This is a genomic window from Bacillus sp. CDB3 (genome assembly GCF_002081505.1).
Lineage (GTDB): Bacteria > Bacillota > Bacilli > Bacillales > Bacillaceae_G > Bacillus_A > Bacillus_A cereus_AT.
Map to the genome: position 1 here is coordinate 17,269 of NZ_ALBR01000010.1, position 21,420 is coordinate 38,688.

Below are 21,420 nucleotides of genomic sequence, written 5' to 3' on the forward strand. Positions count from 1 at the left end.
AAACGAAAAAGAGGGGAAAAGACGATGATTCGAGTAGGATATTTAGGACCAGAAGCAACATTTACAAATATGGCGGTGAGTCGTTTTTTTCCGGAAGCGGAGCATGTACCGTATCGAACGATTCCAGATTGTATAGATGCAGCTGCAAATGAAAATGTGGACTTCGCAGTTGTACCGTTAGAAAATGCGATTGAAGGTTCAGTAAATATAACTGTCGATTACCTTGTACATGAGCAACCACTTTCTATTGTAGGAGAAATTACAGTACCGATTCAGCAACACTTACTTGTACATCCCCAGTATGCAGAAGTGTGGGAAGAAGTATATGCTGTACATTCTCATCCACATGCTATTGCACAGTGCCATAAATTTTTAAATGAGGAATTAAAAGGGGTAACCGTTCGTGATATGACATCAACAAGCGCTGCTGCGCAATATGTGAAAGAACATCCTGAAGAAAAAATCGCCGCCATTGCAAATGAAGCAGCAGCAGAAAAATACGGATTAACAATTGTAAGGCGTGACATTCATACGCATAAAAACAATCATACGCGTTTCCTTGTTCTGCATAAGAAAAAGAAAGCAGTACTCCCGAAAAACGGAGAAAATCGCGGGGAGAAAACGACGCTTATGATAACGTTACCTGCGGATTATGCAGGAGCGCTATATCAAGTGTTATCAGCTTTCGCATGGAGAAAATTAAACTTATCAAAAATTGAATCGCGTCCAATGAAAACAGGTCTTGGAAATTATTTCTTCTTAATTGATGTCGATAAAGCATATGATGATGTATTATTGCCAGGCGTAACGATGGAGCTTGAAGCACTCGGTTTTTCTGTTACTGTGCTGGGGAGTTATTCTTCTTATTGGTTGTAAGGGGAGTGTTTGTCGTATTTTGTAGTTCAGTCGATATATTTGATTTTGCGTCGATATAATTTCGGTCGCTAGTATACCGTGTGATAGATAAATAGAATCCCACCTATAAAAGGTGGGATTCTTTATTTCAACTTCGCAAGACGATCCTCTAACTGACCACGCCAAATATCAGCTAGTTCTGGTACAGCAAGAATCTTCTCAATGCCATCTTTATCTTTCCTATTATGAAAATAAATTTCGTTAGAGAACAAAACAGATACATTGTTTGATGGACGCTCTAGTAATGTAATTTTAGAATCTTGACGTACAGTACCTTCTTGAAGAACTCGGCATAGGTAGCCAGTAAATCCAGTTGCTACAATGCGCGGCAGTATGCCAGGGATGCCAAGACGTTTTGAAATTGTGCTACAAGGTACTCTCGATTGTGTCACTTGAATGATTGCTTCACCTAGTTGATATGTATCTCCGATGCAAACATCACGCTCTAACATATTTGTTACGGTAATGTTTTCGCCAAATGTGGAAGCTGGAAGCGTAGTTTGAAATTCCTCTTCCCATAGTGCGTAATGCTCGTGTGGGTACACACAAACTGCGCGATCAGGTCCCCCGTGATGTTTTAAATCTGCTACATCATCACCATGGAATCCGTCTTTTGAGAGAAAGGCCTCTTCTGTAGGATCTTTACATATACCTGTTATCATTTCTTTATCTTCGCCATATTTCATTTGTTTCGGTTTACCGGTGCTAAAGTGAACGAGTTCAATTCCCATATTTGACCTCCTTTACAATTGATTACAATATTATATCATTTACAAAATAAAAGCACAGAGAATGATGAAAAACTCTGTGCTTTACATTAATTAATAAACGAGAAATCCAGCTCGATCTAGTGCCTCACAAGCGGCATCTAATTTCTCTTTAGAATCTGCTTCGATTGTATGTAAGTGAATACCATCTGTTAGTTGCGAAAGGTAGGAAGCGTTTGTGTTTTCGATTTTTTGTAAATATTGCTCTACATCAAAGCGATTACTTACCATGATAGATGCTGTTAAGTCGCCGTATACAGGATGCTCAACTTTTACGTCTTTAATTGTAACGCCGTGGTCAACTAACATGGTAAGTTCTTGACGTACTTCGGCTGGTTTATGTTGGCATACGATTACGCGTTCGAAAGCTTGCTGTTTTTCTTGTGGTTTTAAATATAAATACCCTTGAGCAGTTGCAATAATTGGTTCGTTTCGTGCTTTAAGCAAGGAAATATCTTGCACGATAACTTGTCTACTTACGTTCGTCTTTTTAGATAGTTCATTCCCCGATAACGGTTCATTTGCAGCGAGAAGCCATTGAAGGATAAGCTGTCGTCTTTCTTCACCTAAAATCTTTTTTTGTTCATTTTGTTTCATTATGATTTAACACCTCTATAAAATTGATTTCCAATTGTGTGTAGTGCATGAATAGTAGTATCAATTTGATCTTTCGTTGTTTGTTGTCCGAAAGAGAAGCGGACATATTGTTTTGCCTCTTCATACGTTTTTCCAATTGCAAGCATTGTTTTCGAAGGTTCTTGTTTACCGACTTGGCAAGCACTTCCGGTGGAAATGGCAATACCATGGCGATTACATTCTAGCATTGTGTATTGACCTTCTATTCCTTTTATTGTAACCCCAACAATATGTGGTAAACAAGAAGTAGAATGACCTTCTACTTCAATTTCTAGAGGAAGTGTTTGTAAGTGTCCTAAAAAGTAGGATCGTAACTCTTTAAAACGTAAGCTTTCTTCCTGTTGATTTTTTAATATATTCTCAGCAGCTGTTAAAAAAGATGCGATGCCAGGAACGTTTACTGTACCTGGGCGAAATCCTTTTTCGTGAGAAGTTCCCGGGAATATTTGTGCCCAGCGAACTTGCGGATTTATATAGCAAGCTCCAACACCCTTTGGTCCGTATATTTTATGTGCTGAAACAGAAAGACTATCAATCCCCATCTCAAAAACATTGATAGGAAGTTTACCAAATGTTTGCACACAATCTGAATGAAATAAAACGTTATATTTTTTTAAAAGTGCTCCGATCTCTGCGATGTTTTGAACGGTTCCAATTTCAGAGTTTCCGTGCTGTATACTTGCTAGAACAGTATCTTCTGTAATAGCTGTTTCTAAATCACCTAAATGAATTAGCCCGCCTTTATCAACAGGAATTTCAGTAATTGTATACCCTTGTGATTGTAAGGATTGAAAATAACTTCGAATGGATGCATGTTCCATAGGTGTCGTAATAATGTGCTTCTTATTTTGGGCATTTAGAAGGGATTGAATCGCAAGGTAGTTGGATTCCGATCCACCGCTTGTGAAGAATACCCCTTGTTCCTTTCCGCCAATCATTTCAGCAAATGTTTTTCTGCAAACTTGCAATAAAGAAGAGGCTGTTCCTCCAATATCATGTAAACTTTGTTCATTTCCGAAGTATTGTGTCGATGCTTTCATATATGTTTGTAATGCTTCTTCACTTATAGGGGTAGTAGCTGCATAGTCAAGATATATCATCATGTAAGGTCCTCTCTCTAGTAAGAGTTACATTTCTCGTATTTTTTAAATGGTAGTGAAAATAAGAATTATAAAAAAACTCTTGTCATTATTTTAAAACTATGTAAATATAGGTGTCAAGACAGTTGAAAAGTGTAAAGTAGGAGGCAACAATTATGCCAAGTGCAGATGTCTTAATTATTGGAAGTGGCGTTGCGGCACTTTGTGTTGCGAAAGAGATTTGTCACGAAAAGAATGTGATTATTATCACAAAGGAAACGAATCGTAATAATAATACATATTTAGCGCAAGGTGGAATTGCCGCAGCGGTTGCTACATATGACAATCCAAATGATCATTTTGAAGATACGTTAGTAGCAGGATGTCATTATAACAATGAAGATGTGGTCCGTTATTTAGTCGAGGAAGGACCGAAAGAAATGAATAATCTCATTGAAAATGGAATGAAATTTGATGGAGATGAAACGGGTCCCCATCTTGGAAAAGAAGGCGCACATCGAAAGCGTCGTATTTTACATGCAGGTGGCGATGCAACAGGAAAGAATTTATTAGAGCATTTCATTCAAGAAGTAGCCCCGCACGTTACAGTAGTGGAACAGGAAATGGTGCTCGATTTTATTATAGAAAATGATAAATGTGTTGGAGTTTTAACACGAAATAGTGAAGGGAAGCTGAAGCGTTACGTTGCAGATTATACGGTGTTAGCAACAGGAGGGATTGGCGGTTTATACGCCTTTACTTCTAACGATAAGACAATTACGGGTGATGGACTTGCGATGGTATACCGCGCAGGCGGAGAGCTTGTAGATTTAGAGTTTGTACAATTTCATCCAACAATGTTATACGCGAGCGGGCAGTGCTGTGGCCTCGTTTCTGAAGCTGTCCGTGGTGAGGGAGCTGTCCTTATAAATGGAAAAGGGCAGCGTTTTATGATGGATATACACCCTGATCACGATCTTGCGCCGCGTGATGTAGTGGCAAGAGTGATTCATGAGCAGCTTTTGGCGGGTGAACAAGTGTATTTAAATATCGAGTCTATCCAAGATTTCGAAGAACGATTTCCGACTGTATCATCTTTGTGTAAAAAGAATGGTGTCGATATAAATGAAAAACGCATTCCGGTTGTACCCGGTGCTCATTTTCATATGGGCGGCGTGAAAACGAACTGTGATGGAGAGACGTCCATTCCAAATTTATATGCGATTGGTGAAGTAGCTTGTAATGGTGTTCATGGAGCAAATAGGTTAGCAAGTAATTCATTATTAGAAGGTCTTGTGTTTGGAAAAAGAATAGGACAACATATTTTAATGAAAGCGACAAAAGACGGATGGAACAACTTCGATGAGAAGGAAAAGAAGTTTATCGTTCTGAAACATTTGCCGGCGAAAGAAGAAATACAAGAATGCATGATGAAATATGTTGGGATTGTGCGAACAGAGCAAAGTTTATCTTATGCAAAGAGATGGCTTAGTAAGTACGGTGTTCGAAATATGATATTACAGCATGATGCTCTTACGAATGAAGAAATAACGCTTATTAATATGTTAACAGTTTGTGAGCTTATAGTCGTATCAGCTTTGCAAAGAGAAGAAAGTATTGGTGGTCATTATCGCAGTGATTATCCAGAAAGAAATAAAGTAAGGAAAGAGATTATTCGAGTGAGAAGAAAACTACAACTTGTTTAATGAGGGGAAGAGGGGTTTTATGAACACATTAAAAATTAAGGAAGCACTAAATAGATTTTTTCTAGAAGATATAGGAGAAAGAGATGTAACATCGCAGCTTATCTTTCCTGATAATGCACTTGCGAAAGGAACGTTTCTTGTAAAGGATACAGGGGTCTTTGCGGGGAGTTTAGTAATAGAAGAGGGTTTTAAACTAATTGATGAAAAAATTGAAGTTACACTCCATAAAAAAGATGGGGACTTAGTAGAAAAAGGTGAAATTATAGCAACAGCTAAAGGGCCTATTGCATCTTTATTAACAGCGGAGCGCGTTATATTAAATATTATTCAGCGTATGAGCGGGATAGCAACGATGACTCGTAAAGCAGTACTTACGTTAGATAGCAATCATACGCGTATTTGTGATACGAGAAAAACGATGCCGGGACTACGTATGTTTGATAAATACGCGGTAGTGTGCGGAGGCGGATTTAACCACAGATTCGGTTTGTATGATGGTGTCATGATTAAAGACAATCATATTACGTTTGCTGGATCGATTACAAAAGCGGTTACATCGGTGAAAGAAAGATTGGGACATATGGTGAAAGTAGAAGTCGAAACAGAGACAGAGGCGCAAGTGAGAGAAGCGGTAGAGGCCGGCGCAGATGTTATTATGTTCGATAATCGCACGCCAGATGAGATTCGTGAGTTTTCAAAAATTGTACCGAGTGCCATCGTTACGGAGGCTTCAGGTGGTATTACAATTGAAGATTTATCGAAATACGGGAAAACAGGGATAGATTATATTTCACTTGGGGCGTTAACACATTCAGTGAAAGCACTTGATATAAGTTTTAATATTGAGGCGTGATGAGAGTGGTTTAGAGGGGGAGAATCATAAATGGGTATTTTAGAGAAAATTCAGCCAATCGAAGTAATGTTACCAGAGCGTTATCAAACGATGTCTACATTAGAAATGGAAGAGCGTGTTCGCGAAATTAAAGAAAAAATGGGTGAATTGCTATTTATTCCAGGGCATCATTATCAAAAAGATGAAGTGGTACAATTTTCAGATGCAGCAGGGGATTCATTGCAACTTGCACAAGTTGCAGCGAGTAATAAAGAAGCGAAATATATTGTGTTTTGTGGTGTACACTTTATGGCGGAAACAGCAGATATGTTAACGACAGAGGATCAAGTTGTCATCTTGCCAGATATGCGTGCAGGGTGTTCAATGGCGGATATGGCAGATATTGAACAAACAGAAAGAGCGTGGAAAGAGCTCGCGAAATTATTTGGGGATACGATGATTCCGCTAACGTATGTAAATTCAACAGCTGCGATTAAAGCATTTTGCGGTCGTAATGGAGGGGCGACAGTAACCTCTTCTAATGCAAAACAAATGGTGTCTTGGGCGTTTACACAAAAAGAACGTCTCGTCTTTTTACCAGACCAACATTTAGGAAGAAATACAGCGTACGACTTAGGCATCCCGTTAGATAAAATGGCAGTATGGAACCCGCATACAGATTTATTAGAGTACGATGGAGATATCGAAGAAATTCAAGTGATTTTATGGAAAGGCCATTGTTCTGTTCATCAAAATTTTACTGTGAAAAATATTGAAAGCGTGCGAAAAAATCATCCGGATATGAATATTATTGTTCACCCTGAATGTTGTTATGAAGTTGTTGCCGCTTCCGATTATGCAGGGTCAACGAAATATATTATTGATATGATTGAAGCTGCTCCAGCGGGAAGTAAGTGGGCGATTGGTACAGAAATGAATTTAGTGAACCGAATTATTCAGCAACATCCAGATAAAGAAATTATGTCGCTAAATCCGTTTATGTGTCCTTGCTTAACAATGAATCGAATTGATTTACCTCACTTACTATGGACGCTCGAGAATATAGAAAGAGGAGAAGAAATTAACGTTATTCGTGTAGAAAATCAAGTAACAGAAGAAGCGGTTCTTGCATTAAATCGTATGTTAGAACGTGTTTAAAGCGACGGGATTTCCGTTGCTTTTTTTCATACATATAATCATAACGAGAGCGAAATAGGCATACATTGTTTTGAAGAAATCATTGTGGTTTTTTTATGCTTATTCCACTTCGAACTATATTGAAAATAGAAGAAGTGATAAAAGTGAAAAGAAGTTAATGTTATTTAGAAAGGGTTACTTCATGAGATTTGTTACTTATAGATAAGTTATACAGGAGGGGGAAAATTTGAAAATTCATATCGTGCAAAAAGGGGATACCCTTTGGAAAATTGCGAAAAAGTACGGAGTGGATTTTGACACGCTGAAAAAAACAAATACACAGCTTAGTAATCCAGATTTAATCATGCCAGGTATGAAAATTAAAGTACCATCAAACGGCGTTCATGTGAAACAACAGCCTGGAGCGGGTTCTACGCCGCCAAAACAATATGTAAAAGAGGTGCAACAAAAAGAGTTTGCATCAACACCAACTCCACTTGGAATAGAAGATGAAGAGGAAATTACGTATCAATCAGCACCGATTACACAAGAGCCAGCTATGCAACAAACGCAAAAAGAAATGCAGGTAAAACCGCAAAAAGAAATGCAAGTGAAACCACAAAAAGAAATACAGGTGAAGCCGCAAAAAGAAGTACAACAAGAAAAGCCGATTCAAAAAGAAAAACCAGTTGAAAAGCCGTCTGTTATTCAAAAACCACCTGTTATAGAGAAAGTAGAAAAGCAAAAGCCAACTACGAAGGAGAATACTAAATTTTCCATTAATGTATTGCCGCAGCCACCGCAACCGCCAATTAAAGCGAAAAAAGAATATAAAATTTCAGATGTAATAAAAAAGGGAAGCGAGTTAATTGCTCCTCAAATTAATAAAATGAAACCTAACAACGTCATTTCTCCGCAAACGAAAAAAGACAATATAGGAAATGTCTCACCACAAGTGAAAAAAGAAAACGTAGGAAACATAATTTCACCGCAAGTGAAAAAAGAAAATGTAGGAAACATAGTCTCACCGCAAGTGAAGAAAGAAAATGTAGGGAATATAGTCTCACCGCAAGTGAAGAAAGAAAATGTAGGGAATATAGTCTCACCGCAAGTGAAGAAAGAAAATATAGGGAACATAGTCTCGCCGCAAGTGAAGAAAGAAAATATAGGGAACATAGTCTCACCGCAAGTGAAGAAAGAAAACATAGGGAATATAGTCTCACCAAACGTATCAAAAGAAAATATTACTATCCCGCAAGTAATACCGCCAAATATACAAGTGCCGAACATAATGCCAATAATGGATAACGACCAACCACCAAATATAATGCCAATAATGGATAACAACCAAATGCCAAACATGATGCCAATAATGGATAACAACCAAATGCCAAACATGATGCCAATAATGGATAACAACCAAATGCCAAACATGATGCCAATAATGGATAACAACCAAATGCCGAATATAATGCCAATAATGGATAACAACCAAATGCCGAATATAATGCCAATAATGGATAACAACCAAATGCCAAACATGATGCCGATAATGGATAACAATCAAATGCCAAACATGATGCCGATAATGGATAACAATCAAATGCCAAACATGATGCCGATAATGGATAACAATCAAATGCCAAATATGATGCCGATAATGGATAACAACCAAATGCCAAATATGATGCCGATAATGGATAACAATCAACCGCCAAATATGATGCCATATCAAATGCCGTATCAACCGCCAATGATGCCGCCATATCCGCAGTATCAGCAACAAAATCCATACAATCAAATGCCGTATCAACAAATGGCGCCGCAATATACTTCTATGCCAAATCCAAATATGATGCCAATGGATAATAATATGCCGCCACTCGTGCAAGGTGAAGAAGATTGTGGATGCGGAGGAGAAAGTAGGTTATATAGTCCACAACCAGGCGGACCACAATATGCTAATCCTTTATATTATCAACCAACTCAGCCAGCATATGCACCACAGCCAGGAACGATGTATTATCAACCAGATCCACCAAATGTATTTGGAGAGCCAGTTTCGGAAGAAGAGGACGAAGAGGAAGTTTAAAAAAGGTGGGATTATTCCCGCCTTTTTTGCATTCATGTTAATTAAAAAAATGAAGTTTTTTCATCAAGTGCTAGAAAATTCCTAGTGAAATATTAACAGTGTAAAAAACCTCTCTGTTACTCATCATAAGGGGGAGCTTTTCGAAAGAGAAGTTCATTCTAACAGAGGGGGTTTTTGTATTGAATACGAAAGTAAAAGTTATTGCTGCTTCTTTGTTAGTTACCAGTGCATTAGCTGCATGTGGTACACCAAAAAACAATAATGCTATGGATGGACGTAACTACAATTACGAGCGTACATCTTATAATGATACACACCAGTATCGTGATAATGTAGCGCGTAACGATCGCTATACAGATTATGTAACATATAAAAACGGTCGTAACGATACAGGGTACAATTATTACCGCGATGTAAATTACAATGGGCAAATTGCTAATCCGCATCCAACTCGTAATATTACAATGAACAATTCATACATTAACAATGATGGTAAAACTGCAGAGAAAATTACGAATCGTGTAAAACGTATGAATAACGTAGATCGAGTTTCTACAGTTGTATATGGAAACGATGTAGCGATTGCGGTAAAACCACGTAATCCGGCGACAAATGAAACAGCGATGGCGAACGAAATTCGTCAAGCGGTTGCAAATGAAGTTGGAAATAGAAACGTATATGTTTCCGTAAGAAATGACATGTTTACTCGTGTCGATGCAATGAGTACACGCCTACGTAACGGCACAGTTACAAACGATTTTAATCGTGACATAACAAATATGTTCCGAGACATTCGTTACGGTTTAACTGGAACAGTACGATAGCAAAACAAAAGAGGAAGGGGTAGCCCTTCCTCTTTATTCATCGTCGTCTTGTAAACGGCGTTTTTTTATAAAATAACTAACGGAGTAAGACGCTAAAAAGCATATGAAGAGAATACCACCTGTTAAAATAGCTTCAAATAGAGGTCTTTCTGGACTGAAAATGATATAAATAATAGCCATGATAATTCCTACAATAAGAGAGCGTAAAATAATTTTGTAATAAGGAGTTAACTTTATTTCCTTTTCGCTTTCTTCTACATCGATAGAAACGCTTAATTGTAAATAACTAAGTACTATACCCGTAAGCATAAATAATAACCACAAGGGAGATTTCGTAATTTGATCCACTCCTTCAGTGAATCCGATATAGCCTAAAATTCCAATTATACCAAGTGATTGAAAAAGAAAGGCAATACGTACGTTTTTTAACGTTTGCAGAATGAGTCGTTCATCCTTTATTTTTTTCACAATATCCATCTCCCGTTTATTATGATTTCGCTGTTACATTAATTGTAACATATATATTGCATTTATCAATTTATAATTTACATAAAGTCTGTTTGGCCATCTTATGCTTCTAATATGTATACAACAAAAATAACAACTAGCCCCTCGTAAGAGGTACTAGTTGACGTAAAATCCGTTATCGGTGCTGAAAAAAGAATCTTCAATCGAAGATTCTTTTTTACTGTTTACTAAAGTAAAGCGCTCGACTGAGGAAGATTATTTCGAAGACTTTAATGAAGAAAAAGAACCTATTATTTGGCATCTATTAATTTACTTTCCAGTGTGGATTCCAAACAACTTCCCACAAATGGCCATCTGGGTCTTGGAAGTATCCAGAGTATCCACCCCAAAATGTGTCATGTGATGGGACTGTTATAATAGCCCCAGCCTTCTTTGCCTGTTCCATTACCGTATCAACTTCCTCTTTACTTTCTACATTGTGACCAATAGTAAATTCGGTAGGACTTGATACGGTCTTATTAATCTGTGCATCATGTGCTATATCTTTTCGATTCCAAATGGCAAGTTTTAAGCCTGTTTGTAAGTCGAAAAAGGCAACAGCGCCATGCTCAAATTCTTTGCCAACTATACCTTCTGTCGGAAGTCCCAGTCCGTCTCGATAAAATTCTAACGATTTTTCCAAATCATCTACGCCCAATGTAATTACAGTAATTCGTGGTTTCATAAATTGATGATGCCTCCTCATGATTTAACTATCAACACCCTTTACCTACCTCATCTTATCAGAATCAGAGTGTAAGCTAAAAGATTCAAGTTAACTCGTACAAAGCTAACTTTCTACAATCCTTCCCTATCTTCAATAATCTAGCCGGTTAGTTGAATAAGATCTCCCAGAATTACATGAATATTCTATGCAAATATAGTTAACATAACGTCTCATTATCAGAAGTTCTCCTTATCAACAATCCCCGACTTATCAACATTCTGTGAACCATCCTCTTCACCTACGTACGCAGTTTCTTATTTATCCCATTATATCAGTGGTTAAAAGCAATCATTATCTTTATTCTCTTTACTCCATATGTATAAAATTTCGCATAAACTAACGGCCAGCTTATGGGTAAAGTGACAGGGTGAAAGAGGAAATAAAATATTTTTATAAACATGTTGCACTCATACTTTATTAATGTTATATTAGTAAAGCGATGAGCTAATTTACGTAAGACGAGAGATATGCTTAAGTGCTAAACACGCGAATGTGGTCGCCTGGTCTCTCGCCGTAAACGCATCAAGACGCCTGCTTTGCAGGCGTCTTTCTTATTATGTAAGAAAATGTTATAACTCAATATTAAGATTAAAATAGGTAATAGGTGAGGGTATGAAAAGACTCTTTCTTATTATCTTTTTGTTTTATGTAGGTTGCATTCCATTTGATGATTGCTATCAATCTTTTAAGTGCGTTACAATAAATGAGTTAGAGTTACTAATATTGGAATTAACGTGTAAGGGTGAGGGACTATGGGGGAAGAAAAGGAATTGAAAATACAACAAGAACAATTGAAAGTGGAAGTACATCAAACGAAACGTTCATCAAAAACGAATTTTTCTTATCAAATGCATACATATTTAAACAATTCTATTCGTTTTTCAGATGTAAAAGCAGCTGGGATTAGTGGCGTAAATGTAACTGTTTTTCGCTTGTTTTTTGATCCATCGACTATTCAAATGTCTTGGAAATTTTTAATATTAGGTGCGAGTTTAATTGGTTTATTAGTAGGGATTGTATTTGCAATTTTATCTATTATGCCTCGTTTTATGGAAAAAAAAGAAAATGGTTTGATATACTGGGGAAGTGTGGCTGATATGACTAGAGAGGACTATATAGATGCCATTAAAGGTGCAGAAGGCGACCATCTATTAGAAGAATTGCTCAGTCAAAATTATACGTTATCTCTAATTGCGAAAAAGAAATTTGCAATGACTAAGTATGCATTTTTATTTTCGATAGTAGGATATATTTTCTTAATAATAGGAGAAGTTGTGAAAGTATTATAGAATTTTGGAATGGAGGAGATTGTGGATGGCATATAAGCCAAAAGCAATTGATACATCAAATGTTGTGATTCCGAAAGATATTCAGGAACTTACAGAGTTGATTTCTAAAAATACACATGAAGTTTGGGCGGATCAAAGGTTGCAAGAAGGTTGGAGATACGGAGAAAAACGAGATGAAGATAAAAAAGAGCACCCTTGTTTAATACCTTATGAAGAGCTTTCAGAAATCGAGAAAAACTATGACCGAAGAACTTCATTAGAGACAATTAAAGTGATTTTAGCGCTTGGTTATGAAATAAAGAAAAGGTAGAACAGCAAAGTGAAAGTAGCTGTTCTACCTTTTTTTAATACATAATTGGGATTCCTTGTTGTACAAATGAAAGATTGTATTGAGAGAAAGTATTTGGTGCATGATCTGGATAATGCATTGCGTAAAGTATAGGTCTACAAGCGTCGGGATAATAGGATAGTACCTCTGTTAAGTGTGCATGGACTGGATTGTAAGTTAAATCTACATCTTGAAAAATGGCTACGGTTTCTTGGTTTATTTGCTCTTTTAAATTGCTATTTTTTAATTTCTTTATATCAGATGAAAATAGGATGTTTTGTTGTTTGCTTAAATCATAGATTTGTAGGGCGAAACTTATCATATCTTCACAGTGGAAATTTGTTGTATCAATGAATTTAATTTCAATTGTATTTTCAATTGTTAAAGACGACTGTTCATCGCTCAACGTATGAATATCGCAGTAATCATGTAGAGTTAAATTTTGATTGCATAAACCTGGAGAGAGAAGAGATTTAAGTTGTTTTAATTGACGTTTTTTAATAATAATCTGTGGTTTTTTTTGATTTTGTTTGCCTGTGGTTGACCAATAACGTCTTTGAAGAAACTCTTCTAGCCCACCGATATGGTCGAAATGAAAATGTGTGAGAAGTATATAATCAATATCAGTATATGTATATGGACTAGCTTCTAAACTGAATCTTAAAGTCGTACCAGCATCAATTAAAATATTTGTATTTGAAATTGAAATAATGTAGTTATTGTGAAAGTATTTTGTTGAAAATCCTTGTCCTACTCCTAATGGATATATTTTCATATAGGTCCCTCCAAAAAATGAACATTTTGTGAAAAGTTATGCTAAAATGTTGTTAGTAATTAGTGGAATTATAGCATACTGAAAAGGATTTGGAGTGTTTTGAAACTAGATATTTGGATGTGAAATCGATGTTGGAAAATCTGGAAGAGCGTTTGTTGTTACATGAATTAACTGTGGATGTTCCGAGTGGGAAGCGTTCCTTCTTTATTTATAAAGGGGATATGTCGCAAGCTAAGGCCACTGTTTTTTTGTTATTGCACATGGCTTGTCACTAGATGAAAGTGGTGAATTGTACGAAGCGTTTGACAATAAATTTTCTCTTTCTACTTCGAAAGAGAAGAAGCTATTATCACTTTCCAGTGGAGGCTGGATTGGTATCATTAATCAGAAACAACAAAATAAAACATTTTTAATTCTTCATACTAATAAAAAAGAAGGAACGAGATATTCGTTAGATTTACTAGAAGAATACATCAAGGGATGTTTTTTAGCATTAACTTTACTAGAATATAAAAGATTTGAACTAAAAGATGTTTGTCTACCTGTTATCGGTAGAAAAGGAATAGAGACTGAACATCATTTAGTAGCTATAAATATGATGATCCAGTATGCAACAAATTGGTTAAGAGACACATCTTGTTGTGAAAAATTATCATATTTTTTATATGTGCAACAAGATAATGATGTGTGGATGAATTCTTTGGAAAAAGCATTAAAAGGCACGAATATTGCTCCGGATTTTGATGAAATAATTCGAAATTTACGAAAGAAAATTGTAAGTGAAATAAATAATATTTCCGTAAAAAATGATTTTTATACTAGTACATTAAATGGAATAAAACAAGAACTAGAAAAAAGAGAAGATTCTAGTAGAAATGTAGCGGTTTTATGTAGAAGTTTAATCATTGAAATAAATAAGGATATATGCCGAATTGCAGGAATGCCTGTTTCATCATTTAGGAAAAATATAATAGAGATAAAAAGGAATAAAGTAGTAGAAGAATGGATGATTAATCATTTTATTATACTATACGAGTATAATGAGGATCGTAGAGATAATATTCCATTATATGGGCCGAAAACTTTGGAAAAAGATGATATTGCTATTATGTATTTTACTCTTTTAAGAGTTATCAAATTTTTAAATAAAATGTTGCCTAAAAGGATGAACGTGGAATGAATATTATAAATCGTGTAATAGTTGATTCAACCTTTGGTGATCGATCTTTTTTGTTGTGTAAAGGTGATTTGTTAGAAAGTAGTGGGGACGGTGCTATCGTCATTACTACGTATAAAAATGAAAGTGGCCAAATATATGGTGAGCTAGTAGAAAGTATTAGGCAAAGGATGAATATAGATACATTAAAGATTGCTCCTTTTTATCATGTCAACGACCAAGTTTTTATCGGATATAAGATTCTTCAAGAAGGCAAACAGGATAAATTTGTCTTAACGATTAATTTTAATAGAACACACGATATATTATTTTCGAAAGAAGAATATGAAGAATTAATCGAAGGAGTATTCGCCACGCTAGCAGCATTAGAATTTTCAGGATATCGTTTTTCTTCCATTGCTCTTCCGGTTATTGGTAGGAAGGGATTGGTAGGAAACTATAGTGCTGAGATTACAACGTTACTTGAGCATGCAACACGTTGGTTAAAAAAATCTAAATATACAAAGACAATTTATTACTGTATTTATTTGGATGAGGACGTTGAGATTTGGAATGCAACGCTAAATCAAGTGTTAGGGCGTTCGATTATTCCGTTGCATTATTCTAAAGAGATGGATCAAATTCAAAAGGAATTGTTAAATATATTAGATTCTTTTCCAAAGTCTGATGCTTTTTGGGAGGACACATTTCTCCCGTTAAGAACAGCGTTACAACGTGTAAATGAAATACAGTTTGAAACTCTTGCAGCATTTGGAAGGAAGTTTGCTGAAAATACTTGTCAGAATCTTTGTGAACTAACAGGGACTGACACAGAATTATTTGATATGAACCTAAGAAATATTAAAAATAATAATGTATTAAACCGAAGTATGAGTCAGTATATGTATGGGTTGAGATCGTTTGGTAACCCAGCTATTCATCGGACTGCAACTTTAATAGGAGAGAATAGACCGACAGAAGAAGACATATACGTACTCTTATTGATGCTTCGGAAAATTTTAAAGTTATATGGGTTGTTAATTTATAATCAGAAGTTAATTTGAAAAGAGGGATAGAATCTTGGAAAAGGGATCTATGTTTATTGTTTTCTCTGACTTGAAAGGTTTTTCAAAAATGAATGAACAAGAGTTCAAAAATTTTTATGAACACTATTTAAAATTACTTGTTGAATCTATTCGGTCGTATAAGGATAAAGCAATTGTATGGAATACATGGGGAGATGCGTTTATTGCTTTATTTGAAAATGGAGAAGATGCTGTTTCTTTAATGTTGGAATATCAAAATTTTTTCCGCAAGCACAAATTAAGTATGACGCCTCGCATTGCAGGGCATTATGGTGAGGTGTATATTTTCGAGGACCCTATGTTAAATAATCGGAAAAATGCAGTTGGAGAACATATTAATCGAACTGCACGAATTGAGCCAGTTACATTTCCAGGAGAGATTTATATTACAGAAGACTTCGTACAGGCTTATAAGCAATTTAATGAAATGGAAGCAGTGTTTTTTGAAGATTTAGGTGATGTTCAATTAGCCAAGAAATTCGGAGAACAGCATTTACATAGACTATATTCAGCTAAAGATGAAGGTTGGAATGTTACCAATTTGTTTTTTAAATATAATTTAAAAGAGGCGATTCCACCACGTCCTCAAGTGATAGATGTACAAGAAAGAGACGTAGTACAACAAGTTATTTCAGTTAAAGATAAGGATGAGTTATTGATACTCCAAGAGAAATATAATTTTGATACGTATAGCGGACCATTCCTTCTCGAGTTAGCTAAAGTATATAAAAAATTTGGTGTATATGATAAAGCGCTTATGTACATAAAAAAAGTAGAAGCATGGTCTATGGTCGTGAATGAAATTAATCTTTACCCATTTATAGAGGATAAAGAAGTAGTGAAGTTAAAGGCGAACTGTTTGACTCGTATGGGGAACTACGATGAAGCAGCTAATTTGATGCATGCATTATTAAAGGAAAATAGAATAGATTCTGATGCTTTAGCAATGTTAGCGGCGCAATTTAAACGGAGAGCTTTATATAAAGAAGATTGTTTATTAGATAGAGAGAGTATTAACTTTTCAGATTTACGGAAGGCTTTAGATTTATATTTAGAGGCGTTTCGTGTGAATCCTGAAGATTTTTATCCTGCGATTAATGCAGTGTATATACAAAAGATTTTAGGATTAACAGATTGCTTTACTTTCGCGAATTATATTTCGGATCGATGGTCTGAATATAATGAGAAGTCATGGTGGTATTACAGTACTCTAGCCGAAGTGCAACTTATTCATGATCGTTATGAAGCGAGTGAAAGGTTGATGAAGCGTGCAATTCGCTTCGGGAAGCCGAACACTTTTGAAAAGCAATCAACATTAGATCAAATTAAACAATACTTATTCATCATGGGGCTTGAAAAAGAAGGAGCAGGTATCGTGAAGCTGTTACGTTCAGAGAGCGAAAAGAAAACTATAGTGAATAGAGGATAAAAATGGAAAAGGTATTTATTAGTTATTCTACAAAAGATGCAAGTATTGCTGATATGTTATGTAGTAAATTAACTGGTGCTGAAATAGAATATTGGTTTGCCCCGAAAGATATTCCAGTTGGGGGAGTATATAGTAAGCATATCGTACAAGGTATTCAAGAATGTAGTTGTGTACTACTTATTCTTTCAGAGAATGCTAGACAGTCTGGACACGTAGAAAATGAAGTAGAAGCAGCGGTGAATTATAAGAAAAGAATTATCCCATTCCGAGTAGATAATAGTGAGTTAGGAGATTTTTTTGAATATCATTTGAAAAAGGTAAGTTGGTTCGATGCAGCGTTTGGTGAAATAGAGGAACACGCAGATGAGCTTATTGGAAGAATAAAAGAAAGTTTAGCTTATGATAACTTAGATGCTACTGTAAATGAATCAGAGTTTTATTACGAAATGATTCCTAGCGATACCTCTAAAGAAGAGGGAACAAATTTTTCTTTGAATATGTCAAATAAACTGTTTGCAATTAAGGACAGTGAAATCGATAAAGTTAGTAATATATATGAACAAATCGCCAACTTTAACGACTGTTTGCAGGAATTAAAAAAGAATCATATTTTATTTCTACATAATGAACAGGCTGTCGGAAAATATACGACTGCAATTGCGATTGCGAATGAGTTGAACATAGAAAGAATGTGTCAATTTTTTCCAGATATTAGATGGGAAAAAATGACTGGTAGAATACTGAAAGAAAATACTGTATTTATTATCGATCATATTACATATGACTCCTTGCAAGGGTTACAAGATGCTGTAATAAAACAGATGATTGATTTTTTAAAGAATCATAACAGCTATTTTATTGTAACAGTCAATATTGATAAGGAAGATATCAATGAAGATATACAACAATATATGAAGTTCTGTCCGATTCCTAATGGAAAGGAAAGAATTATAAAGAAGCACTTAGCGCTTTTAAATTCAATGGATTCAGAGATAGAAGGAGTTAATCATTTTTTTAAAAAGAATGAAATTAAACATTATCTAGATTTAGTATTTATTCCGAGAGATGCAGAGGTGTTTTCGGAGAAATTAGTGTGTTTATTAAACGGTGAAATACAGGAAGATGATTTATTAGCTGTTTTAAGACAAAATATAAACGAGCGAATTGAAAAATTGTTGCATGAAAATTCAGGAGTGCGAAAATATACGATGCTCCTAGCATTATCTGTATTTAGTGGTATGGAGTACCAGTTCATTGGAGAGACTGCAGGGCGCTTGCGTAAAATGTTAGAAAAAGAATTGGAGATAAAAGACGAAGTTCGGGTAGGAAGCACTTTGATAATGCCGGTGAAACAGGAGATTAAGCAACTTGGCGGAATTTTGTATCATGCGCAAACATACTCTCATTTAGGGGTCTTACCAACAAAGTTTGCAAAATTTAAGTATGAAGAGGATGCTAGAGCTGTATTGTTAGAATCGTGGAAATGTTATTTTACTCCTGAGTTAAAAAACGTATTTATAAAGTGGTTAATGGATGAATCAATGGTTTCTAATAAGAAAAAAAATCAGCGGATTTTAGAGTGTTTAGCAGTGCTTTGTAAGGAAGATTATTTATTTATTTATAATATGGTTATTTCTAATTGGGCTGGGCAGAAAAAATATATTTATCATATGAACGTTATCCAGCTATTTCTTTTATTACTGAAAGATAAAGATAATATTGTTTTAGTATCACGTGTATTACGTTATTGGACGTCTAGTAATAATTATAATTTCCAGAAAATAGCTGCGAAAGTGTATGGAACAAAGATGGGAATTATGATGTATCCACAAGCCTTGGCAGGACTAAAAGAAATATTTAATAAATCAAATACATCTTTACAGGATATAGCATTGGAAAGTTTTGAACATTTATATAGATTAGGTGAAAGTAGGACGGGATATTACGGAGCTTCATTTGCATTCTTGAGAAGCTGGATACAAGAAGAAACGTTAAGTACGAATAGAAAAGAAAAATTACTTGACTTAGCTATTTCATTAATTTGCACGCTTTCACCAGATACGCTTGTTTACTTGTTTACAAATGATTATATAAGAAGTACGAGTCTCGTTCCGATAGTAAGTGAATGCTTAGGGAATGGAGAAACGAGAATTAAAACTACCAAATGGATTCGAAATGTATTTGAAGAATTGGAAAATAGAGAGGAAGTACACCAAGGTTTACGTGAATTTATGAAAGAGTTGTTTATTGTAGGTGGAGATAGAGTAGAAACACAAATGCGGATTATACTAGAACGCCTTGTTGAGTCTGGACAGCACTATATTATCAATCCTGTAATTCTTGAAATTGTAGCAATCCAGAGGGGGAGAAAAAATGACATTTATTAAATCTAGACAACCGGTTAAATTGAAATTCTGGGGAAAACAACCACAATCAACGCAAACTGTAGCACTTGTATATATAAATAATGAAGGCGAATGTCTTGTTGTGCAAAATGAAGATTATGTATTGAATAGTGAAGTGCGACATGGAAAATACAATACTGTTTATGAGGTAGATACAAGTGTGTATAGTTATACGTTTCACAAAGAGGTAATGTGTGAAGATGGTCAATATGCATTTTTAATTAGAATGCGCATTAGCTATTATGTTGGTAATCCAGAAATTATAGTTAGAAGAGGAATTACAAATTCTACTAATATGTTAGATGAATTGTTATTTTATTCTATAAAAGAAGTTACGAGAGACTACCCAATCGATCAAGTTAGAGCGGTAAATGAGGCGCTAAAAGGATTGCAAAATGATAGTAAATTTAATAGGGTTTTTGGTGAATACGGTTTAGCAGTTGAAGCTTTGGAGGTAGATGTTGAGCTAGGACATGAAGCACGCGAACGATTAAAAAGGAAAATGAAAATTAAAGACGAGATAGAGGAGCAGGACTTAAAAAGTGAGGGAGACATGCGCCGTGTAGACAAATATGGTGTGGCAGCTGGTTTAAGTTCTAAAGAGGCCAAAGATAAGTTTCTAGTAGATCAGTATAATTTGAGGCAGCAAGAAATCCAGAAAGAGATTGAGAGGAAAAACGCAAAAGAAGACCAACTTCGTGAGGTCTTAATACAAAAGCTCAAAGATGGTGAGGATATAGGGGTTATTGAAGAAATGGCGCAAGTATTTAAAAGGGTTGATTCAGGAAAGGATTTTGTAGCGTCGGAAGCTGATATGTTGAAAAAAGCTAAGTGGGAGAAATTGGGGGAAAGAGCAGAACTTCAAGAGAAAGAGAGATTAGATGGATAAGTTATTAGAATGGTTTTATAAATCATATATATTTTTACTTTCAATACCGATAGCAGCACCTATTCGATTTGCTATTATATTATTTTTAATCACATTTATCGGGAAGTATTTGATTTTTTATCTTTTCCCTTATGGAAGTAAGAAAATTTTAGGTTTGCTTGATTGGTGTATTGAAAAATTAGTAAATGGGATTACTAGCATTATTGGTACTATTATGCGTAAAAGACGACAAAAAGGAAAAGGTGTCCCATTTGTTTTAAGTATCGCAGAATTATTAATAAGTATTATTTCAGCAGTGTTTAAATATATAAATAAACATGTTTTAAGGTTCATTCGCTTTCTAGTGAGATTAGAGCATAAATATAAGATAGCAATGAGAGTTTGCGTAGTTGTAATTCCTATTTTAATATATGTATTTCCTACTAATTCGTATACTTTAAAAGTATACGAGTCTGAAAATAAATTGATTCAAGAACATTTAATTCCTTTAGGTTTTAATCCGCAGACATTAAGCGTGAGTAGTGAAGGAAAGACATTACTAAAAGTGAAGGATGAAATGGAAGGAGGAAATGTGCGTAAAGAAGCTCGAATTGATGCAGAAGTTGTAGAAGCTGTATCACCTGGAGTCGAACTTGTATATTTAGAAGAGAATGTACAAGTCCAAGATAGTGATAATCAACAACGTATGTGGTTAAAAGTAAGACTACCAGACGGAAATATTGGCTGGATTAGTGGTGCAATCGTGGAAAAAGTGAAATAAAAAAGGTTATTGTGAATCGGTCTTCGCAGTAGGAAAAAAACTATTGTGCACAAATGAAATAAGGTTCTTGGATAAAACCCCC

At 35.3% G+C, this 21,420-nt stretch carries 20 protein-coding genes and 1 pseudogene; 15 read left to right on the top strand and 6 right to left on the bottom strand.

All coding sequences use genetic code 11. From position 1 onward, the window contains the following. The first annotated feature begins 24 nt into the window (after positions 1-24). A complete protein-coding gene (gene pheA / locus CDB3_RS01810) occupies positions 25-876 on the top strand; it encodes a prephenate dehydratase (RefSeq protein WP_128853306.1) in 852 nt (283 codons plus the stop codon). A gap of 122 nt (positions 877-998) precedes the next feature. Here pheA and CDB3_RS01815 read toward each other — a convergent pair whose 3' ends face one another. The 3 genes from CDB3_RS01815 to CDB3_RS01825 all read right to left on the bottom strand — a co-directional run bounded on the left by CDB3_RS01815 (position 999) and on the right by CDB3_RS01825 (position 3,421). Next, positions 999-1,646 (bottom strand): MOSC domain-containing protein, encoded by a 648-nt coding sequence (locus CDB3_RS01815; RefSeq protein ID WP_128853307.1) that lies wholly within the window; start codon positions 1,644-1,646, stop codon positions 999-1,001. 90 nt (positions 1,647-1,736) lie between these two features. Then, entirely contained in the window at positions 1,737-2,279 is a 543-nt protein-coding gene (locus tag CDB3_RS01820; protein WP_128853308.1) for a transcription repressor NadR, read from the bottom strand. Further along, entirely contained in the window at positions 2,279-3,421 is a 1,143-nt protein-coding gene (locus CDB3_RS01825) for an IscS subfamily cysteine desulfurase (protein WP_128853309.1), read from the bottom strand. Before CDB3_RS01825 ends, CDB3_RS01820 begins: the two co-directional genes overlap by 1 nt. Before the next feature lie 152 nt (positions 3,422-3,573). Between CDB3_RS01825 and nadB the strand changes: the two genes are divergently transcribed. From nadB to CDB3_RS01850, 5 genes and pseudogenes are all read left to right on the top strand, one after another. Further along, complete coding sequence (gene nadB, locus CDB3_RS01830; protein ID WP_128853310.1) at positions 3,574-5,103, top strand: L-aspartate oxidase; 1,530 nt, start codon at positions 3,574-3,576, stop codon at positions 5,101-5,103. A 19-nt stretch (positions 5,104-5,122) separates the two neighbouring features. Further along, on the top strand, positions 5,123-5,956 hold the full coding sequence (nadC, locus tag CDB3_RS01835; RefSeq protein ID WP_128853311.1) for a carboxylating nicotinate-nucleotide diphosphorylase: 834 nt from the start codon (positions 5,123-5,125) through the stop codon (positions 5,954-5,956). A gap of 30 nt (positions 5,957-5,986) precedes the next feature. Continuing rightward, the gene (gene nadA, locus CDB3_RS01840; RefSeq protein WP_128853312.1) at positions 5,987-7,093 is read left to right on the top strand and encodes a quinolinate synthase NadA; all 1,107 of its coding nucleotides are present in this window, start codon (positions 5,987-5,989) and stop codon (positions 7,091-7,093) included. Positions 7,094-7,319: 226 nt separating this feature from the next. Continuing rightward, positions 7,320-7,511, top strand: a pseudogene (gene safA, locus CDB3_RS33050) (SafA/ExsA family spore coat assembly protein); the annotation flags it as partial. A gap of 1,832 nt (positions 7,512-9,343) precedes the next feature. Further along, positions 9,344-9,988 carry a YhcN/YlaJ family sporulation lipoprotein gene (locus CDB3_RS01850; protein WP_128853314.1) on the top strand — a complete coding sequence of 215 codons (645 nt, stop codon included), beginning with the start codon at positions 9,344-9,346 and terminating at the stop codon, positions 9,986-9,988. 33 nt (positions 9,989-10,021) lie between these two features. Here CDB3_RS01850 and CDB3_RS01855 read toward each other — a convergent pair whose 3' ends face one another. Together CDB3_RS01855 and CDB3_RS01860 are read right to left on the bottom strand one after the other, a co-directional pair. Then, positions 10,022-10,456: a branched-chain amino acid ABC transporter substrate-binding protein gene (locus CDB3_RS01855; protein ID WP_128853315.1), complete on the bottom strand. Its 435-nt coding sequence runs from the start codon at positions 10,454-10,456 to the stop codon at positions 10,022-10,024. A 304-nt stretch (positions 10,457-10,760) separates the two neighbouring features. Then, the gene (locus tag CDB3_RS01860) at positions 10,761-11,180 is read right to left on the bottom strand and encodes a VOC family protein (RefSeq protein WP_128853316.1); all 420 of its coding nucleotides are present in this window, start codon (positions 11,178-11,180) and stop codon (positions 10,761-10,763) included. Positions 11,181-11,974: 794 nt separating this feature from the next. Between CDB3_RS01860 and CDB3_RS01865 the strand changes: the two genes are divergently transcribed. Both CDB3_RS01865 and CDB3_RS01870 read left to right on the top strand, forming a co-directional pair. Continuing rightward, positions 11,975-12,511: a Pycsar system effector family protein gene (locus CDB3_RS01865; RefSeq protein WP_128853317.1), complete on the top strand. Its 537-nt coding sequence runs from the start codon at positions 11,975-11,977 to the stop codon at positions 12,509-12,511. A gap of 25 nt (positions 12,512-12,536) precedes the next feature. Further along, positions 12,537-12,821 (top strand): RyR domain-containing protein, encoded by a 285-nt coding sequence (locus CDB3_RS01870; RefSeq protein WP_128853318.1) that lies wholly within the window; start codon positions 12,537-12,539, stop codon positions 12,819-12,821. Between the two features lie 34 nt (positions 12,822-12,855). Here CDB3_RS01870 and CDB3_RS01875 read toward each other — a convergent pair whose 3' ends face one another. Next, positions 12,856-13,614 (bottom strand): MBL fold metallo-hydrolase, encoded by a 759-nt coding sequence (locus CDB3_RS01875; RefSeq protein ID WP_128853319.1) that lies wholly within the window; start codon positions 13,612-13,614, stop codon positions 12,856-12,858. A gap of 128 nt (positions 13,615-13,742) precedes the next feature. Here CDB3_RS01875 and CDB3_RS31530 point away from each other — a divergent pair, with 128 nt between their 5' ends. The 7 genes from CDB3_RS31530 to CDB3_RS01905 are packed head-to-tail and all read left to right on the top strand — an operon-like array spanning position 13,743 to position 21,338. Next, positions 13,743-13,889: a hypothetical protein gene (locus tag CDB3_RS31530; protein WP_179139657.1), complete on the top strand. Its 147-nt coding sequence runs from the start codon at positions 13,743-13,745 to the stop codon at positions 13,887-13,889. Next, positions 13,880-14,794: a hypothetical protein gene (locus CDB3_RS01880; RefSeq protein WP_128853320.1), complete on the top strand. Its 915-nt coding sequence runs from the start codon at positions 13,880-13,882 to the stop codon at positions 14,792-14,794. Before CDB3_RS31530 ends, CDB3_RS01880 begins: the two co-directional genes overlap by 10 nt. Then, a complete protein-coding gene (locus CDB3_RS01885; RefSeq protein WP_128853321.1) occupies positions 14,791-15,834 on the top strand; it encodes a hypothetical protein in 1,044 nt (347 codons plus the stop codon). Before CDB3_RS01880 ends, CDB3_RS01885 begins: the two co-directional genes overlap by 4 nt. A gap of 16 nt (positions 15,835-15,850) precedes the next feature. After that, positions 15,851-17,284 carry a tetratricopeptide repeat-containing protein gene (locus CDB3_RS01890; protein ID WP_128853322.1) on the top strand — a complete coding sequence of 478 codons (1,434 nt, stop codon included), beginning with the start codon at positions 15,851-15,853 and terminating at the stop codon, positions 17,282-17,284. A gap of 2 nt (positions 17,285-17,286) precedes the next feature. Continuing rightward, positions 17,287-19,671, top strand: coding sequence for a toll/interleukin-1 receptor domain-containing protein (locus CDB3_RS01895; RefSeq protein WP_128853323.1), 2,385 nt, complete (start codon positions 17,287-17,289; stop codon positions 19,669-19,671). Continuing rightward, the gene (locus tag CDB3_RS01900; protein ID WP_128853324.1) at positions 19,658-20,578 is read left to right on the top strand and encodes a hypothetical protein; all 921 of its coding nucleotides are present in this window, start codon (positions 19,658-19,660) and stop codon (positions 20,576-20,578) included. The genes CDB3_RS01895 and CDB3_RS01900 overlap by 14 nt, the downstream gene beginning before the upstream one ends. Beyond that, complete coding sequence (locus CDB3_RS01905) at positions 20,571-21,338, top strand: SH3 domain-containing protein (RefSeq protein WP_128853325.1); 768 nt, start codon at positions 20,571-20,573, stop codon at positions 21,336-21,338. The genes CDB3_RS01900 and CDB3_RS01905 overlap by 8 nt, the downstream gene beginning before the upstream one ends. Positions 21,339-21,420 lie beyond the last annotated feature (82 nt).